Below are 16,381 nucleotides of genomic sequence, written 5' to 3'. Positions count from 1 at the left end.
ACAGACGGGCGTAGCCTCATTGCTCATTGCTTAGAGGCTTTCACTTCGGGCTTGACGGGGTTCACCTTACGGCCGCGGGGCGTTTCCTCGTCGCCGAGCACCATGCCCCAGGGCCTGAGCGAGTCGATGCGGTCGAAGACAATTTTAAGAATGGCCACGATGGGCAGGGCCAGAAACATGCCCGCCACGCCCCCAATGGCATTGCCCACGAGCACGGCAACGATGGCCACCAGGGCGTTGATTTTGATTTTCGACGCCACGATGCGCGGGATGAGGTAGTGGTTGTCGATGAACTGAATAACCACGTACACCGCTACTACAAGCAGCGGCGTGGTGTAGCCATCCTTGGCCACGAAGGCCATGAGCACCGGCATGGCAATGGCAATGACCCCGCCGATGTAGGGGATGAAATTGAACAGCGCGCCCAGCACGCCCAGCAGCAGCGCGTAGGGCACGCCCAGCGCAAACAGCGCCCCCACGTTGAGCGCCGCCACGATGCTGCCTTCGATGAGCAAACCCACCATGTAGCTCTGGATGGCGGCCTTGCTTTCACTCAGCACTTCGGCCACGTTGCGGTCGCGCTGCTGGCCCGAAAACACCTGGGTTAGAAAGCTAACCAGCCGCTTCTGGTACAGGAAAAGCAGGAAAATATACACTGGCAGCAGCACCGCTTCGAGCAGCACGCCGGAAGCCACGGTGAGCGAGCCGCCCAGCAGCACGGTGGCTTTGGCGCTGGCCTCGCTCATCCAGCCCTGCAGCTTCTGGTCCGAGAAGCCGAAGCGCTGCTGCAGCCAGGCGTGCAGCTGGGCGGTAGTAGCCGCTAGCTTTTTCTTGAACATCGGGGCTTGGTCGGACAGCTCGACGGCCTCGACGTAAATAAAATACAGCAAGCCCATTACCACCGCCACGCCCAGCACCACGGTAAGCGAAATGGCCAGCAGCGGCGGCACCCGTCGGCGCAGCAGCCACTGTTCCACGGGGTGCAGCATGATGGCGAAAATGGCGGCAAACAGCAGCGGGAAAATAATGCTGCTGGCCAGGTGCAGCGTGAGCACCAGCAGCGCCAGCCCCAACAAAATCAGCGGGGCTTTGACGTAGAGCGGGAACTGTAGCTCGCGGGGTTGAGAATCAGGCGTCATGTAGGGAACGGCAAAGGAGCCGCGCCCTATACGGCTGGGATTGGGTGGGAGCTGAAAGCCACCGGCTGAACCAGCCCGGCGGCCTAGCGCTCGGAACCGGCGCGACCGGGCATCGTACCTGTACAGTAGCCTTCTTCGGGCTGCTGTTCCGCCCCTTCTATCACTAAATAACTGCTTATGCGCCTTTTATTTGGAAGTTTGTTTTGCTGGCTGCTGCTGTTGAGTGCGCCAGCCCTGGCCCAGGCTCAGGCCGACTTCAACGTTAACGTGCCGAAGAATATCGTCATTCTGCAAAGTACCCGCGATTACAAGGCCGCGCTGGCCGGCGCTAAGCAGGCCTCCGCCCGGCTGAAGCGTCCGCTGAAACTAAACGGCAACCAGCCCAATAAGCAGCTGGGCCTGAGCCAGCCTAAAGGCGACTGTGAGGGCAACGGCTACGATTTTCCCTGCTATCTGCCGCGCGGTCAGGGCATGGCCGAAGACAGCGACTACCTCTCGGTTGAGTTTTCGGATGGTTACCAGGGCTTTGCCAAAGGCTACTACATCGTGGTGGCGGCGCTGGCCGAGCCCAATTCGGCCAATCTGCGTCAGACGCTGGACCGCGTGCGCAAGGCCTATCCGACGGCTTACGCCAAGCGTACGGCCGTGTGGCGCGGCTGCATGCACTAAGCGGGCTGCCGGCTAGCGTCGTAACATTGCAGCTGGTTTGCCGCTATGCCCGCTACTCCTGCTTTTTCTTCGACTGACTACCAGCTCCGCGGCCTGCTGCTGGCCGACCTGAGCGAGGCGCTGCTGGCCGCCCACAGCGCGGCGCAGCTTCCGGGCGCCACTGAGTCAGGCGTTGATTACGAGGAATTAAGCGTTGATTTCGGCCTTTTCGTACGAGCCGGGGATGCTGCCTTTCCAGCCGTTACGCTGAGTCAGCAACGCAAAGGACTTACGCTAAGCTGCCCCTGTGAAATGCCCAAAACCGGGCTCTGCGAGCATCAGGCGGCCGTGCTGCGGGCGGTGTGGCAGCGCCGCGAGCTGCGCCTGTTTTTCGATAAAGCCTTGCGGCGGGATTTTTTCCTGCCCACCGCCCGGCAATATGGCCTGGAAACGGAGGCCGACCTCGACCAGTATTTCAGCCTGGGCTACCAGAACCGGCGGCTTGAGGTCAGCCCCAAGTCTGCAGGGCTGTACCCGCTCACGCCCGCCGCGCAGGCCCAACTGGTGGCTGCGCTGCTGCCGGCCCGGCCCGCCGGGCCGGCGGTGGCCGGCCGCCGCCTGGTGGTGCTGGGCCGCCACAAATACTACGAACACCCAGCGGCTTACCTCTTCGAAACCGCCTTCACGGCCGGCGGCAAGCCGAAGAATCCGCTGCTGCCCGTGCCGCCGCTCGACGCTGGCCTGGGCAGCGAGCAGCTGGCCGACCTGCGCTTCTACGCCGCCCTGGCGCGGCTGCAGCAGCAGGGCGAGCGCAGCCCCCAGGCCGACTGGGAAAGCCTGCGCGCCCTCGTGCAAAACCCGCTGAACCTGCCCATCTTCACCAGCGAAGGCACGGTGACGGACCGTATGGCCGCCCCGGCGCTGCAGCCGCTGGTGCTGCGGATGGGACAGGTGACCTTGCAGCTGACGGTGCGCCCGCAGGGTCCGCTGCAAGCCATCTCGGCCAGCCTCACGCTCAACGGCCAGCCCCGCGACCTGCGCACGCTGCCCCTCAAGCTTGGGGCGTTTCTGGCTTTGCCCGAGGCCTGGTACCTGGTGGACCGGCCAGAGCTGCTGCGCCTCATTACGTTCTTCAAGAGCTGCCGCAACGAGCTGCTGCTGCCGCAGGTGAAGTTTGCTGACTTTCAGCGGGAGGTGCTGGGCCCGCTGGCGGCGCAGGTGCCCGTGAGCTACCTGGAGCTGCCGCCCGGCACCCCAGCGCAGCTTGCCGCCCACGGCTTTGCCAAGGGGCCGGAGCACCTGCTTTACCTCTCGGCCACCGGCGACGCCATCGACCTGCTGCCGGTGCTGAAATATGGGGCGGTGGAGGTGCCCATCCTGTCGCGCCAGCTTATCTATGCCGTTGATAACGTTACTGGCAAGCCTTTCCGGGTGCTGCGGGATGTGGCAGCCGAGGCAGCGTTTGCGGCGCTGCTGCTGCAGCAGCAGCCGGCGTTTGCCGAGCAGCTGGCGCAGGACCGGCCGGCGCTGTACCTCTCGCGGCGGCAGTTTCTGGAGGATGATTGGTTTCTGGATGCCTTTGAGGGGTGGCAGGAGCGCGGCATTACGGTGCTGGGCTTCGATGAGCTGAATCTGAACAAGCGGAGCCCGCACAAGGCGCGGATGACGATTCGCGTGAGCAGCGAGGCCAACTGGTTTGATACCGAGCTGCACGTACGTATCGGGCGGCAGCTGGTGCCGCTGGCGCGGCTGCACCAGGCGGTGCGCAAGCGCAGCCGCTACGTGCGGCTGGATGATGGCACGCAGGGAATTTTGCCCGAAGCGTGGCTGGCAAAATTTGCCCGCTACTTCGCAGCCGGCGAGCTGGCCGGGGAGCATTTGCGCACGCCGCGCATCAGCTTTGCGGCAGTGGCAGAGCTGTATGAAAGTGCGGATTTCACGCCCGCCGCGCGGCAGCAGCTGGCGCAATTGCAGGAGCAGGTGGCGGGGTTTGCGGGCATCGGGCCGGTGGCGCCGCCGACGGGGCTGCGGGGCACGCTGCGCCCCTACCAGCAGCACGGGCTGAACTGGCTGCACTTCCTGGCCAAATTCGGTTTTGGCGGTTGCCTGGCCGACGACATGGGCCTGGGCAAAACCATTACAGTGCTGGCGTTTTTGCTGGGGCAGCAGGCCGAAAAGCCGGGCCGCGTCAGCCTGGTGGTAGTACCCACGTCGCTGGTATTCAACTGGCAGGATGAGGCAGCGAAGTTTGCCCCGGGGCTGCGTTTGCTCACGCTGCACGGCCCTGGGCGGGCCCGCTCGGCAGCGGCGTTTGCCGATTATGACGTGGTGCTGACTACCTACGGCACGCTGCTGAGCGACATTGCCTGGCTGCGAAGATTCGGCTTCCACTACGCGGTGCTGGACGAGGCGCAAGCCATCAAAAACCCTGATTCGCAGCGGCACCGGGCGGCGCGGCTGCTGCAGGCGCAGGGCCGGCTGGTGCTCACGGGCACGCCACTGGAGAACAACACGTATGACCTGTATGGGCAGCTGGCCTTTGCCTGCCCGGGGCTGCTGGGCAGCGCCCGGCACTTCCGCGAGCAGTTTGCGGAGCCGATTGACAAGTTTCAGTCGGACAGCCACGCCCGGGCGCTGCGCCGCCGCATTGCGCCCTTCGTGCTGCGCCGCACCAAGCAGCAAGTGGCCCCCGAGCTACCGGCCCGCACCGAGCTGCTGCGCCACTGCCCCATGCCGCCCGAGCAGCGCCGCATCTACGACTACCACAAGAAGCTCTACCGCGAACAGCTGATGGGCCACCCGCCCGACGACCTGCCCGCCCAGCGGCTGCACGTGCTGCAGGGCCTGACGCGCCTACGGCAGATTTGCGACGCGCCGGCTTTGCTGGCCACGGAGGAGGACTACGGGCCGGTATCGGGGAAGCTGGACGTGCTGCTGAGTGAAATCGACGCGCACGCACCGGAGCACAAAATTCTCGTTTTCTCGCAGTTTGTGGCCATGCTCGACCTTATTCGGGCGGCGCTGCGGGCGCGGGGCATTGCGCACGAATACCTGACGGGCCAGACGAGAAACCGGGCGGCGGCCGTGGCCAATTTTCAGGAGAACCCGGCGGTGCGGGTGTTTCTTATCAGCCTGAAAGCAGGCGGCACGGGGCTCAACCTGACGGCTGCCGACTACGTGTACCTCGTGGACCCGTGGTGGAACCCGGCGGCCGAGGCCCAGGCCATCGACCGCAGTCACCGCCTGGGGCAGGATAAGCCGGTGGTGGCGGTGCGCCTGGTGTGCCCCGATACGGTGGAGGAGAAAATCCTGACGCTGCAGGCGCGCAAGCAGGACCTGGCCCAGCGCCTCGTGCGCCCGGATGCGGCAGCGCTGAAAGCGCTGACGCGAGCAGAGTTGCTGGCGCTGCTGGAGTGAGGAGGCTGCCACCGGCAACCGGCTACGCCGCTTAGTTGAGGGGTGCCCATTCGCCGCTGGCGGCAGTTACCTGAAACTGGGAGTCGTAGAATGAGAAACCGCTATTGCCAAAGTAGTACTGCCCGCCCCCGTAGCTGTCGTAGTTGGTGATGGCCACCGAGAGGGTGCCCGGGAAGGAGGCACTGGTGAGCGAGAAGGTGTAGACCTGCCCGCTGGTGAGGGGAATATTCAGGGCGTTGAAATCGAACGTAATGGCCGAGGGACTACTGGTCATGGTGACGGAGCGCGAGATGGTGCCCAGGTTGGTGCCCAGGTTGGTGCCCCCGATGCCGGCCCCGCTAAACATGGTCAGGGACATGGTGCCGGTGCCGCCAATGCTCCGGCCCAGGTACACGGTGATGGTGCCCAGGTTGGTCGTTAGGGTAGAAGTAAAGCTCTGGCCGGTGCCGGAGCCTGGGTCGCCGATGCCGGGCGTAGTGGCGTTGGCAGCATTTTGGGCGGCTATGCCAATGGCCTTGTAGCCGTAGAACCGGTAATCGGTGGTATTGTAGACCAGCAGCCCGAACTGCGGGGAGGCAATGGCCCGCATCTGGGCATCGGTGAGACGGGGCAGCAGGAGGCCTTTGCTGGTGCTGCTTACTTCGAGGGCGGCCGAGGCGGCGGGAGCCGCCGTACCGATGCCTACTGATTGGGCCCGGGTGGCAAGAGAAGCGCTAAGGAGCAGCAAGAGGGGGAGCATTGTTTTCATGAGGAAGAAAAAATAGATTAGAGCATTACAAATGTAGTTTATTCATATTATTTAACACTACTGCATTCCATTCCCTTCCCAACCCATGACTTTAGGATTCAGCCCTGAATTTGTGCCGCTGATTGTAAACGGCACGAAAATCCATACCATTCGCACCGGCCAGCGCTGGAGCGTCGGCCAGGCCATTTGCTTCTGTACCAACGAGTTTCAGGGCGAGCTGCGTAGCTTTCGGCCCGATGGCGTGGTCACGGCCGTGCAGGCCATCCGCATCACGGCCGGGCCGGGCCCGAGCGTTTGCGAAGTAGATGGCCGCCCGCTGCCGGACGCGGAGCTGGCCGAGCTGGCCCGCCGCGACGGCTTCGAGTCGCCCGCGCAGCTGCGGCAGTTTTTTATGGATAATTACGAACTGCCCTTCGTGGGCCAACTGGTGCACTGGACCACTGCACGCTACTAACCAGCAGGCTGGGGCATGACGCAGCGGCTATCGGGCCGGCCACAAAAAAGCCCCGCCAGCTAAACTGACGGGGCTTACGTTCTGAATTACCGATTTGTACTCGAAAGTACCCGGAGCCGGAGTCGAACCGGCAAGCCTTGCGGCAGTGGTGTTTGAGACCACCGCGTCTACCGATTCCGCCATCCGGGCAAGAATCGGTAATTCAGGAACGGGCTGCAAAGGTAGCCAGCTGCTGCCGGATACGCAACAGATAGCGCTTTTTTAGGTAGTAGGTGCGGATTTGCTCCAGCGCGGCCGGGCGGTGGTCGGTGGGCAGGCCCTCGTAGCCGGCCAGCACCGGCTCAATGCCAGCGTCGAGCGTCTCGGCCAGGGCGGTGACTTCGGCGGCCACCTGCGCTTGAACTTCCGGGTTGGGCTCAAACTCCAGCTCCATGAGCTGCTCGTTGAGGTCCATCACGTCCATCAGGAAATCGGGGGGCAGCTGTTCCTGCTTGCCTTCTTCGAGCAGACCGTGCTGGCGCAGGAGGTAGGCCATGCGCAGGTCGGCGTCGGCCAGGGTGCGGTAGGCATCGGTATTGAGGGTGGCCTGGCGCAGCATCTCGGCCTGGTTTTCAGGCGTGGAGGTAGCGTGGAAATCGGGGTGGGTTTCGCGGCTTTTGGCGTAGTAGAGGCGCTTGAGAGCGGCCTCGTCGAGGCGAAAGGTTTCGGGGAGGCTATAGAAGGCGAAGTAGTTCACGGAGTGTAGAGTGTGAGGTAAGCTGTAGCTTGCCGTGCTAATACGGGGGGTCGGGTGTTGAATGTTCAGAAACCTGCACGGCCGCCCACCTCCTACACCCCGCGTAGCCACGCATCGGCCTCGTCCACCGTATTGCAGCGCTTGAATACCACCGCCGCCGGCGCCGCCGACACCACCGATTGCGTCGAGAGCCGGTGCAGCGGGTCCACGCCATCCACGATGGCGCAGTGGCTGAACCCAGCCTGCGCAATGGCCTTGGGAATCCAGTTCTGGGTCAGCCAGGTTTGGGCGGCGGCTACCAGTGGGGCGCGCTGGCCGTGGTCCGACAGCACTTTGTGGGCGCCCATGGCAAGCATCAGCTTCAGGGCCTGCTCGTAGTAGGCTTGCAGCACCTCCACTGGCACCCGCTCGGCGCTCCAGGCCATGCGTAGGTAGCCGGCAGGATGGTAGAAGAGCTTCCCCGCAGTATTATGAAAATAAGCGGTTTCGGAGGCACGGGGAAGAGAGTTCACAAAGTGGGGGTAAGCGGTAAGCACGCCCGGGCCTAAAGCCCGGGCCTGACAAAGTTAAGCCGCCGCTTAGCAAGAACGAGGCCAATTATAGATTGCGGCTTTTCGCAAGCTACAAGTCAGGCATTTACCAATAATTTTCCGTATAAGCCGCAGCGCCTCAACCTTGTCTTAGCTCCACCACCAGGGCCGTGCTGCCGCCAGCATCGTCGTCGGTTACGAGCAGGGCTTCCCAGTGCTTTTCGCCCAGCTTGCGGCGCACGGCCACGCCTTCCACCTTGCCGGCGAAGGGCCGCCCGTCGGCCCAGGTCAGCGGGGCAAAATCAACCCGGCCCGCCGCCACATCCACTATCCCCACAAAGGAGCCCAGCACCGCGCCGTCCAGCACGGGGTCGAGCGTATCTTCCACGGAGGCTGACACAAACACCCGGCTGCCAAACGCCGACGCCCCCGAAAAACCCGCCAGCTTCCCGCCAATATTCGGCAGCCCAAACGCCCGCACCCGCACCGGCGGCACCGGCTGCTGCGCTCCGCGCAGGTAGGCCAGCGTGGGCTCCATCGGCAGCTGAAACACCTGCGCCGCGGCCCCCGCCCCGATGCCCCGCTGAAACAGCAGTAGCACCGGCCCGCTGCCGGTGGGCGCCACCGTGGCGGCCTCCAGGTTGAGCACCGTGCCGGGCGGCAGGTGCGGCCGCAGCAGGGTGTAAAGCGCGCTCAGATTCAACGGTTCGGGCTGGCCGGCGGCGGGGGCGGCCAGCGGCACCCACCAGCCCCGCTCGCGGGTGGGCAGGCTGCCCGAGCCCAGCAGCAGCAGGCCCGGCCCTTGCCCCGGCCACACCAGGTGCGCCAGGCACTCCAGGTCGGGCTTGGTGGGCTTGGGCAGGCGGCCGTTTATGACTTCGGCGGGCGGCAGCAGCTGGATGCGCCCGGTGGCGGTGAGGCGGTTGGCATCGAGCTGGTAGAGGTAGGGCGCATCGTCGCCAATGATGTAGGCCGTATCGTCCACCACTTCGATGCCGGAGGCGGAGGGCAGATTGGGCAGGGCGGTTTCGGAGCGGATGAGGGCTTGCATAAGGATGTAGGGGCGGGGCTTGGCTACGCCGACCTTGGACAAACTTACTATCTTGGCACCCGAAGCCTCTCCCCTATGCCTCCCTACACGCCCGGCCTGCATATTCTTGCCACCTTCGCGGCCCCGCCCGCCGCCCTGCGCGACGTGGCCGCCTGCCGGGCCTTTTTCGACCAGCAAATCACCGATTATCAGCTCGAAAAAGTAGGCGAAGCCTACCACCCCTTCCCTGACGAAGGCGGCTTCACCGCCGTGCTGGCCCTCACGGAGTCGCACCTCAGCATCCACACCTGGCCCGAGCACGGGCTGGCCACGTTCGACGTGTTCCTGTCCAACTTCCGGCGCGACAACGCCGCCACCGTGCGCGGCATCTACGCGGCCACGCTGGCCTTTTTCGGCGGCACCGAGCAGGATAAAACCGAAGTCCGCCGATGAACCGCTATCTGGATTCCAGCCTCGAATCGGCCCAGCTCGACTGCCCCGAGTGCCAGATGCCGGTGCGCTACTTCGACGTGCAGGGCAGCTCGTTCTACATCTGCCCGCACTGCCACACCTACTTTGAGTACGAGGGCGAAAAGCGCCCCAAAGTCTTTAGCAAATACGACGGCCCCGTGCCCGCCGATGCCCGCTTGCTGCCCGTGGGCACCCAGGGCACGCTGCGCGGGCGCGAGTGCCGGGTGGTGGGCATCATCCAGCGCACGGAGCAGAAATACCCGGTAAACTGGGTGGAGTTTCAACTTTTCTTCCCCGATAAAAAAGAGTACCAGCAGCTGGCCGTGTTCGAGGGCCACTGGATGCTGGTGTGGCCCATCAAGGAGCGCTACCGCCACGGCAGCGGCCAGGTACTACAGATTGGCGACGAGGTTTTTCGGCTCTTCAACCGCTACCGCACCCGCGTGCTGTGGGCGGCCGGCGAGTTCGACTGGAACATCCAGAAAGACCAGACCGTCGACATCAGCGAATACATCGCCCCGCCCCAGCTGGTAGTGCACGAGCAGGGCCAGTGGTACCGCGGCGAACACCTCGAACCCAAGGAGGTAAAAAAAGCATTCGACCTCTCCGCCTCCCTGCCCTACCGCGAGGGCGTGGGCGCCATTCAGCCCAACCCGGTGGCCAACTGGCCCGTCCTGCGCGCCCTCACCCTGGCCACGCTGGCCCTGCTACTGCTCTTCCAACTAGGCAAAGGCCTCGTAAAACCCAGCCGCGACCTTGTCATTCAGGATTTCAGCGCGCCCATCGATTCCAGCACCGCCAACGGCACCGGCCGGGTGCTCGTCGGCCGCTCCTTCGAGCTGAAAGAAGAGGCCGCCCTCCAAATCGACCTCCGCACCAACCTCGACAACCAGTGGCTGGAGCTGCCCGTGAGCCTGGTGAATGAAACCACCGGCCGGGGCTTTGAATTCACCAAAACCATTGAATACTACCACGGCTACGAAGGCGGCGAAAACTGGAACGAGGGCGACATCAGCGGCGACGCGGTGCTGGAGCGCGTGCCCGCCGGCCGCTACCACCTCAACCTCTACCCCATCTCGGGCGGCACCACCGGCTCCAACGCCCCGCCCCTGTCCCTGCAGGTAACCGTCACCGAAAACCCCACGCTCTGGTCTAACTTCTGGGTTACCGCGCTGCTGTTGCTGCTGTTTCCAGCGGTGCAGTGGTTCCGCCGCACCCGCTTCGAGACTAACAGGTGGGAGGATAGTGATTTTGCGCCGTAACCCCACCCCCCGGCCCCCTCCCCTCCGGGAGAGGGGGAGACTGACGAATTTTCGATTGAATAGCTTAATAATTACCCGCGCAGAACCGGCTCCCCCTCTCCCGGAGGGGAGGGGGCCGGGGGGTGGGGTGAACGCCAGAACCAACCATGCTCAAAACCCTCCTTTCCCTCCGCCTCTCCGCCCTGCTGCTTTTGCTGCCGCTGGCCTGGTTCGCCTGGGCCACCTACACCAACACCCGCATCCTCGGCGACGACAACGAAAGCACCGAAGAACTCAACGGCCCCGCCGGCAACAGCCACGCTCGCGGCTACCACGGCCACAGCTACCACAGCAGCGGCTATTACCACAAGTGAGTTGCTGGTTCCTGGTTTAATGGGACTTCTGCCCCAATACCTAAAACCAAACACCCAATACCAAACCAGAAACCAAGCGCCAGAAACCAACTCTCGCTACCTATGGAATACCTCAACACCAAAGCCCTGGTTGCCTCCATCGTCTATTCGCTGCTGGGCATCTTCATTCTCGTCATCAGCTTCGTCATCATCGAAAAGCTGACGCCGAAGACACTCTGGAAGGAGATTATCGAGGAGCACAACACCGCTCTGGCCATCCTCGGCGCGGCCTTCATGCTGGCGGTGGCCATCATCATCAGCGCCGCTCTGCATGGTTGATTCCGACGCGGAAGCGCCGCAAGCTACCGATACCAGCGGCCGCCTGCCCGGCCTGCTGCTGGCCGCCGTGTGCGTCATCGCCACCTGCGGGCTGATTTACGAGCTCATTGCCGGCACCCTGGCCTCCTACCTGCTCGGCGACTCCGTCACGCAGTTTTCCACCATCATCGGGGCCTATCTGTTTGCCATGGGCATCGGCTCGTGGCTGTCGAAGTTTCTGGGCGGGCCGCTGCTGCGCTGGTTTATCCGGCTCGAAATCCTGGTGGGCATCGTGGGTGGCGGCATGGCCCCGCTGCTGTTCGTGCTGTTCGAGCACGTCACTTCGTTCCGGCTGCTGCTGTACGCGCTGGTGGGCCTCACGGGCGTGCTGGTGGGGCTCGAAATTCCCCTGCTGATGCGTATTCTGGAGCACCGCTACCCCTTCAAGGATTTGGTGGCCCGCGTGTTCACCTTCGACTACATCGGGGCGCTGCTGGCTTCGCTCATCTTCCCGCTGGTGCTGGTGCCGCAGCTGGGCCTCATCCGCACCTCGCTGCTCTTCGGGGCGCTCAACCTGGTGGTGGCCGCCGTGGTGCTGGCCCGCTTCCCCGAAACCCGCCCCTACCGGCGCGGCCTCGCCACCGGCATCGGGGTGGCGCTGGCGGGGCTGGGCACTCTGTTCGTCTTCGCCGATAAGCTGCTCACCTACACCGAAACCTTGGCCTTCCAGGACCAGGTTATCTACTCCAAAAGCACCCCCTACCAGCGCATCGTCCTCACCCGCGGCAACCACGACCTGCGCCTCTTCCTCAACGGCAACCTCCAGTTCAGCTCGGCCGACGAATACCGCTACCACGAGGCCCTCGTGCACCCGCTGATGCAGGCCCTGCCCCGGGCCCGCCGCGTGCTGGTGCTGGGCGGCGGCGACGGCCTGGCCGTGCGCGAGCTGCTCAAATACCCCCATCTGCAAACCATTCGCCTGGTGGACCTCGACCCCGGCATGACCCAGCTCTTCCGCCAGAATGAGCTGCTGCGCGGCCTGAATAAAAACGCCTTTGCCAATCCCAAAGTCCAGGTCGTCAACGACGACGCCTACCTCTGGGTGCGCCGCGATACCACCCGCTACGACGCCATCATCGTCGATTTTCCCGACCCCGGCAACTACTCCATCGGCAAGCTCTACTCGGCCGCCTTCTACACCGAGCTCAAAAAGCGCTTGGCCCCTGGCGGCCGGCTGGTGGTGCAAAGCACCTCGCCCTATCTGGCCCGGCAGTCGTTCTGGTGCGTGGCCCACACCCTGCAGGCCGTGGGCCTCCACGTCATCCCCTACCACGCCTACGTCCCCTCCTTCGGCGAGTGGGGCTACGTGCTGGCCGGCCCCGACACCCACTGGCGCGGCGACGCCGGCCCCCTGCCCCCCGGCCTGCGCTTCATCACCCCCCGCGTCATCCACGACATGCTCCGCTTCCCCCCCGACATGGCCGAGGTGCCCACCGAAGTCAACCAGCTCAACAACCAGGTGCTGGTCCGGTACTTCGAGGAGGATTGGGGGCCGTATGTGCACTAAGGAAGCCCGTCTGCAGCCACTTCCCGTCCGACCCAAAACCTCAAATCAGCCGACCATGACCAGAGACGAAATTCTGATTAACAGCATCTGGACCAACGCCAAGCTCCTGGCCTACTCCGAATTCTTCGGCAAAGAGGTCCGCCTGGATTTGCTCACCTCTGACTACAATCTGGAAAACACGCACGAAATCGTTTCGGCGAAGTTCACGCAGGCCGTCAACGATTTCCTGGCTTTGCCCACGCAGTACAAACCCCTGATGCAGCGGCTACTCTACCAGCATTGCCTGCAGTGCTGCGAAAGCACTTCCTACGGTGGCGTCAAGGTGCGGGCCGGCGAAACGGAGGCCGCCGCCAACCTGCGCACGTTCGGGGTGAAAGATGAAGCCAGCGCTTTTGCCAAAGCCGCCCTCAGCCACGTCACCATCGAGGAAAATGAGTCCCTGAAAAACCGCTTCGTCAGAATCCTTTTCTACCCGGAGTGGGAAACCGAGCACGGCTGCGAGCTGATTCTTAAGAACGGGGAGCTGCTGGACTACTTCGGCGAAGACGGCACGTATCTGGGGCAATTTGAGGATTAGCGCCCATTATATAGTATTATCTGATGATTTGCCACTCCGGGAAAGTGCAGGTGTCTGAAACCCGGGTTTTGGTGACCTGCGGGAAAGTGCAGGTGTCTGAAACCTGGGTTTTGGTGGCCTCCGGTTTCCCGCAGGTGTCTGAAACCCGGGTTTTGGGGTAGTGGGCCCGCGTCTTCCTTTCTTTGTATTTCCAATGACGCCCTCCCCCATCCTCCAGCAGCTGCGCCTCGGCACCCGCGCCGCCCACGACGCCCTCGAAGCCCAGTCCTTCAACCAGGCCATCCAGGCCGGCACCATCTCCACGGCGGCCACCGCCCACTTCCTGGGGCGCATGTACGGCTTCCTGCTGCCCTACGAAGCCCAGCTGCGGCAGCATCATTTCCCCGCCGCCTGGGAAATCGGGCGCCGCCAGCGCGCCCACCTTATCGCGCAGGACCTCGGCGCCGCCGTAGCCGACCTGCCCCTCTGCGGCGCCCTGCCCCCGCTCGCCACCGAAGCCCAACTCCTCGGCGCCCTCTACGTCATGGAAGGCTCCACCCTCGGCGGTCAGGTCATCGCCCGGCAGCTCGCCAAGGCCGAAGTGCCGCTGCAGGCGTACTTTCGGGGCAATGGCGAAGCCACCGGCCCCCTCTGGAAAAGCTTCTGCCAGCTCCTGAGCGACGCCGCCACCAACGACAAAGCCCCGGCAATCGTAGAATCGGCCCGCCTCACCTTCCAGCACCTCGACGCATGGCTCAACCAGCCCTGAACTACACCGACGAAAGCCTCCTGGGCCAGCCCATCACGCTCAACAACTGCGACCGCGAGCCCATCCACATCCCCGGCCTTGTGCAGCCCTACGGCTTCCTGCTCTGCCTCGAGGAGACGACCCGCCAGGTCGTGCTGGCTTCCGAAAACACCCTCGCCGCCACCGGCCGCCCCGCCGCCAGCCTGCTCGGCGGCGACCTCGCCCAGCTCCTCGGCCCCGCCCGCCTGGCCGAGCTCGACGCCGTGTGGCCCACCCTCAGCCACCAGCCCAAGCTCCTCGGCACCCGCCTCGATGCGGTAGAAGGCCAGCCCCTCTACAAGCTCATCCTCCATAATTACGACGGCCTGCTCTGGGCCGAGTTCGAGCCCGTGTCGTCGCCCGGCCCCAGCTCCCTCGACCTGCCCTCCCTCAACGTCACCCTGGGCCAGATGCTGGCCGCCACCAGCGTGCTCGAGTTCAGCCAGCGCGCCGTGGCCCAGGTGCGCGCCATCACCGGCTTCGACCGCGTGATGATGTACCGCTTCGACGAGCACGACAACGGCGAAGTCATTGCCGAAGCCCGGCGCGGCGACCTCGAACCCTTCCTCGGCCTGCATTACCCCGCCACCGACATCCCGCGCCAGGCCCGGGTGATGTACCTCAAAAACTGGCTGCGCTTCATCCCCGACGTCAATTACCAGCCCGCCACGCTCGTCAGCCGCCGTCCCCCCGGCACCCGCCCGCCCGACATGACCCACTCGGTGCTGCGCTCCGTGTCGCCTATCCACATCGAGTACCTCAAGAACATGGGCGTGGGGGCCAGCATGTCCATCTCCGTGATTAAGGACGATAGACTCTGGGGCATGATTATCTGCCACCACTACTCGCCCCGCCTCGTCAGCTTCGAACTGCGCGAGCTTTGCCTCTTCATCGGCCAGACCTTCTCGGCCCTGCTTCCCACCAAGGAGCAGCTCGACAACGCCGCCTACCAGCAGCACATCCAGCAAGTACAGGCGAAGTTATTCGAGCAGGTCAGCCAGCACCCCAACTTCCTCGCCGGCCTCCACCAGTACCGGCCCACCGTGCGCGACCTGCTCGACTGCGGCGGCGCCGCCATCTGCTTCGAGGGCGAAATCATCACCCTCGGCGCCACCCCGCTGCCCCTGCAAATCAAGCAAATAACCGCCTGGCTGCGCACGCACATGCAGGATAACGTGTTCCACACCAACTCCTACGTCGCCCTCAACCCACTCGGCCTTAGCCTCCGGGCCACCGCCAGCGGCGTGCTCGCCGTGGCCCTCTCCAAAGAGCCCGGCGACTACCTCCTCTGGTTCCGCCCCGAGCAGGTACGCACCGTCACCTGGGCCGGCCAGGATGCGAAGCTCGAAACCCATACCAACGGCCAGACCATCCTCTCGCCCCGCCAGTCGTTCGAGGCCTGGAAACAAACCGTCGACAGCACCGCTACCCCCTGGCAGCCCCTCGAAATCGAGGCCGCCCAGCAGCTCCGCCTGCACATTGCCGACGTGCGCCTGCGCATGTTCAACGAGCTGCAGGCCCGCGCCACCCGCCTCACCGCCCTCAACGACGAGCTGGCCCGCAGCAACGACGAGCTTGACTCCTTCGCCTACGTGGCCTCGCACGACCTCAAGGAGCCCCTGCGCGGCATTCACAACTACGCCACCTTCCTGCTCGAAGACTACGGCGAGCAGCTCGACGCCGACGGCCAGAGCAAGCTCCAGACCCTGGTGCGCCTCAGCCAGCGCATGGAAACCCTCATCGAAAGCCTGCTGCAGCTCTCCCGCGTCGGCCGCCTCGACCTCGAGCCCAGCACCGTCAACCTCCACGACCTCCTCGCCGACGTTCTCGACACCCTGCAGCAGCGCCTCGAGCACAACCACGCCACTGTGCGCCTCGACGGCCCCCTGCCCACCATCCAGGCCGATGCCGTGCGCCTGCGCGAGGTCTTCGTCAACCTCATTACCAACGCCATGCGCTACAATGACCGCCCCGAGAAGCTGGTCACCATCGGCGTGGCCCCACCCGCCGTGCGCGGCCCCAAGGGCAGCGGCGACCCCGCCCTCTACCACGTCTTCTTCGTGCAGGACAACGGCATCGGCATCAGCGAGAAGCATTATGACACGGTTTTCCGTATCTTTAAGCGCCTCCACGGTCCCGACAAGTACGGTGGCGGCACGGGCGCCGGCCTGGCCATCGCCCGCAAAATGATTGAGAAACACGGCGGCGAATTGTGGGTCGATTCCGTACAAGGCCAGGGCTCGACGTTCTATTTCTCGATTTCCAAGTAATGAAGCGTTATGAAGCGCAAAAAAAGAACGTCATCCTGAGGCGCGAAGCGCCGAACCAAAGGTCGGCGTTAGCCAAAGGACCTCACCCGCTTCGCTGTGGTAGTAATTAAATTACT

General features: G+C 64.1%; 16 protein-coding genes and 1 tRNA gene. 11 read left to right on the top strand and 6 right to left on the bottom strand.

The window, feature by feature from the left end; genetic code table 11:
• Nucleotides 1-23: 23 nt before the first annotated feature.
• Nucleotides 24-1,139: an AI-2E family transporter gene (locus Q5H93_RS22560; RefSeq protein WP_305008980.1), complete on the bottom strand. Its 1,116-nt coding sequence runs from the start codon at nt 1,137-1,139 to the stop codon at nt 24-26.
• A gap of 177 nt (nt 1,140-1,316) precedes the next feature.
• Here Q5H93_RS22560 and Q5H93_RS22555 point away from each other — a divergent pair, with 177 nt between their 5' ends.
• A complete protein-coding gene (locus tag Q5H93_RS22555) occupies nt 1,317-1,808 on the top strand; it encodes a hypothetical protein (RefSeq protein ID WP_305008979.1) in 492 nt (163 codons plus the stop codon).
• Nucleotides 1,809-1,853: 45 nt separating this feature from the next.
• Nucleotides 1,854-5,204, top strand: a complete 3,351-nt coding sequence (locus Q5H93_RS22550; protein ID WP_305008978.1) for a DEAD/DEAH box helicase — start codon at nt 1,854-1,856, stop codon at nt 5,202-5,204.
• A 31-nt stretch (nt 5,205-5,235) separates the two neighbouring features.
• Here the strand turns inward: Q5H93_RS22550 and Q5H93_RS22545 are convergent, their stop codons facing one another.
• Nucleotides 5,236-5,952 carry a phage tail-like protein gene (locus Q5H93_RS22545; protein WP_305008977.1) on the bottom strand — a complete coding sequence of 239 codons (717 nt, stop codon included), beginning with the start codon at nt 5,950-5,952 and terminating at the stop codon, nt 5,236-5,238.
• Nucleotides 5,953-6,037: 85 nt separating this feature from the next.
• On the opposite strand from Q5H93_RS22545, the gene Q5H93_RS22540 reads away from it, so the two are divergent.
• Nucleotides 6,038-6,406: an ASCH domain-containing protein gene (locus Q5H93_RS22540; RefSeq protein WP_305008976.1), complete on the top strand. Its 369-nt coding sequence runs from the start codon at nt 6,038-6,040 to the stop codon at nt 6,404-6,406.
• Nucleotides 6,407-6,513: 107 nt separating this feature from the next.
• Here the strand turns inward: Q5H93_RS22540 and Q5H93_RS22535 are convergent.
• The 4 genes from Q5H93_RS22535 to Q5H93_RS22520 form a co-directional block, all read right to left on the bottom strand.
• A tRNA-Leu gene (locus Q5H93_RS22535) sits at nt 6,514-6,595 on the bottom strand.
• A 13-nt stretch (nt 6,596-6,608) separates the two neighbouring features.
• Complete coding sequence (locus tag Q5H93_RS22530) at nt 6,609-7,142, bottom strand: iron-sulfur cluster co-chaperone HscB C-terminal domain-containing protein (protein ID WP_305008975.1); 534 nt, start codon at nt 7,140-7,142, stop codon at nt 6,609-6,611.
• Nucleotides 7,143-7,234: 92 nt separating this feature from the next.
• Nucleotides 7,235-7,654 (bottom strand): hypothetical protein, encoded by a 420-nt coding sequence (locus tag Q5H93_RS22525; protein WP_305008974.1) that lies wholly within the window; start codon nt 7,652-7,654, stop codon nt 7,235-7,237.
• A gap of 157 nt (nt 7,655-7,811) precedes the next feature.
• Entirely contained in the window at nt 7,812-8,723 is a 912-nt protein-coding gene (locus tag Q5H93_RS22520) for a DUF6929 family protein (protein ID WP_305008973.1), read from the bottom strand.
• Between the two features lie 75 nt (nt 8,724-8,798).
• Here Q5H93_RS22520 and Q5H93_RS22515 point away from each other — a divergent pair, with 75 nt between their 5' ends.
• The 8 genes from Q5H93_RS22515 to Q5H93_RS22480 all read left to right on the top strand — a co-directional run bounded on the left by Q5H93_RS22515 (nt 8,799) and on the right by Q5H93_RS22480 (nt 16,265).
• Nucleotides 8,799-9,155 (top strand): S-adenosylmethionine decarboxylase family protein, encoded by a 357-nt coding sequence (locus Q5H93_RS22515; RefSeq protein ID WP_305008972.1) that lies wholly within the window; start codon nt 8,799-8,801, stop codon nt 9,153-9,155.
• Nucleotides 9,152-10,435, top strand: a complete 1,284-nt coding sequence (locus Q5H93_RS22510) for a DUF4178 domain-containing protein (protein ID WP_305008971.1) — start codon at nt 9,152-9,154, stop codon at nt 10,433-10,435. The genes Q5H93_RS22515 and Q5H93_RS22510 overlap by 4 nt, the downstream gene beginning before the upstream one ends.
• A 146-nt stretch (nt 10,436-10,581) precedes the next feature.
• On the top strand, nt 10,582-10,788 hold the full coding sequence (locus tag Q5H93_RS22505) for a hypothetical protein (protein WP_305008970.1): 207 nt from the start codon (nt 10,582-10,584) through the stop codon (nt 10,786-10,788).
• 102 nt (nt 10,789-10,890) lie between these two features.
• The gene (locus Q5H93_RS22500) at nt 10,891-11,106 is read left to right on the top strand and encodes a DUF350 domain-containing protein (RefSeq protein WP_305008969.1); all 216 of its coding nucleotides are present in this window, start codon (nt 10,891-10,893) and stop codon (nt 11,104-11,106) included.
• Nucleotides 11,099-12,652 (top strand): polyamine aminopropyltransferase, encoded by a 1,554-nt coding sequence (locus Q5H93_RS22495; protein ID WP_305008968.1) that lies wholly within the window; start codon nt 11,099-11,101, stop codon nt 12,650-12,652. Before Q5H93_RS22500 ends, Q5H93_RS22495 begins: the two co-directional genes overlap by 8 nt.
• Before the next feature lie 55 nt (nt 12,653-12,707).
• On the top strand, nt 12,708-13,229 hold the full coding sequence (locus tag Q5H93_RS22490) for a DUF6985 domain-containing protein (RefSeq protein WP_305008967.1): 522 nt from the start codon (nt 12,708-12,710) through the stop codon (nt 13,227-13,229).
• A 193-nt stretch (nt 13,230-13,422) separates the two neighbouring features.
• Nucleotides 13,423-13,977, top strand: coding sequence for a biliverdin-producing heme oxygenase (locus Q5H93_RS22485; RefSeq protein ID WP_305008966.1), 555 nt, complete (start codon nt 13,423-13,425; stop codon nt 13,975-13,977).
• Nucleotides 13,959-16,265, top strand: a complete 2,307-nt coding sequence (locus Q5H93_RS22480; RefSeq protein WP_305008965.1) for an ATP-binding protein — start codon at nt 13,959-13,961, stop codon at nt 16,263-16,265. The genes Q5H93_RS22485 and Q5H93_RS22480 overlap by 19 nt, the downstream gene beginning before the upstream one ends.
• Nucleotides 16,266-16,381: the final 116 nt, after the last annotated feature.

The sequence above is a fragment of the Hymenobacter aranciens genome (genome assembly GCF_030580865.1).
GTDB classification, from domain to species: Bacteria; Bacteroidota; Bacteroidia; order Cytophagales; family Hymenobacteraceae; genus Hymenobacter; species Hymenobacter aranciens.
This window is presented reverse-complemented; position numbering and strand designations above follow the sequence as displayed.

Excerpts from the sequence above, each read along its gene's own strand:
- Q5H93_RS22560 (WP_305008980.1), bottom strand. The coding sequence starts at position 1,139 with ATGACGCCTGATTCTCAACCCCGCGAGCTACAGTTCCCGCTCTACGTC.
- Q5H93_RS22555 (WP_305008979.1), top strand. The coding sequence starts at position 1,317 with ATGCGCCTTTTATTTGGAAGTTTGTTTTGCTGGCTGCTGCTGTTGAGT.
- Q5H93_RS22550 (WP_305008978.1), top strand. The coding sequence starts at position 1,854 with ATGCCCGCTACTCCTGCTTTTTCTTCGACTGACTACCAGCTCCGCGGC.
- Q5H93_RS22545 (WP_305008977.1), bottom strand. The coding sequence starts at position 5,952 with ATGAAAACAATGCTCCCCCTCTTGCTGCTCCTTAGCGCTTCTCTTGCC.
- Q5H93_RS22540 (WP_305008976.1), top strand. The coding sequence starts at position 6,038 with ATGACTTTAGGATTCAGCCCTGAATTTGTGCCGCTGATTGTAAACGGC.
- Q5H93_RS22520 (WP_305008973.1), bottom strand. The coding sequence starts at position 8,723 with ATGCAAGCCCTCATCCGCTCCGAAACCGCCCTGCCCAATCTGCCCTCC.
- Q5H93_RS22515 (WP_305008972.1), top strand. The coding sequence starts at position 8,799 with ATGCCTCCCTACACGCCCGGCCTGCATATTCTTGCCACCTTCGCGGCC.
- Q5H93_RS22510 (WP_305008971.1), top strand. The coding sequence starts at position 9,152 with ATGAACCGCTATCTGGATTCCAGCCTCGAATCGGCCCAGCTCGACTGC.
- Q5H93_RS22505 (WP_305008970.1), top strand. The coding sequence starts at position 10,582 with ATGCTCAAAACCCTCCTTTCCCTCCGCCTCTCCGCCCTGCTGCTTTTG.
- Q5H93_RS22500 (WP_305008969.1), top strand. The coding sequence starts at position 10,891 with ATGGAATACCTCAACACCAAAGCCCTGGTTGCCTCCATCGTCTATTCG.
- Q5H93_RS22495 (WP_305008968.1), top strand. The coding sequence starts at position 11,099 with ATGGTTGATTCCGACGCGGAAGCGCCGCAAGCTACCGATACCAGCGGC.
- Q5H93_RS22490 (WP_305008967.1), top strand. The coding sequence starts at position 12,708 with ATGACCAGAGACGAAATTCTGATTAACAGCATCTGGACCAACGCCAAG.
- Q5H93_RS22485 (WP_305008966.1), top strand. The coding sequence starts at position 13,423 with ATGACGCCCTCCCCCATCCTCCAGCAGCTGCGCCTCGGCACCCGCGCC.
- Q5H93_RS22480 (WP_305008965.1), top strand. The coding sequence starts at position 13,959 with ATGGCTCAACCAGCCCTGAACTACACCGACGAAAGCCTCCTGGGCCAG.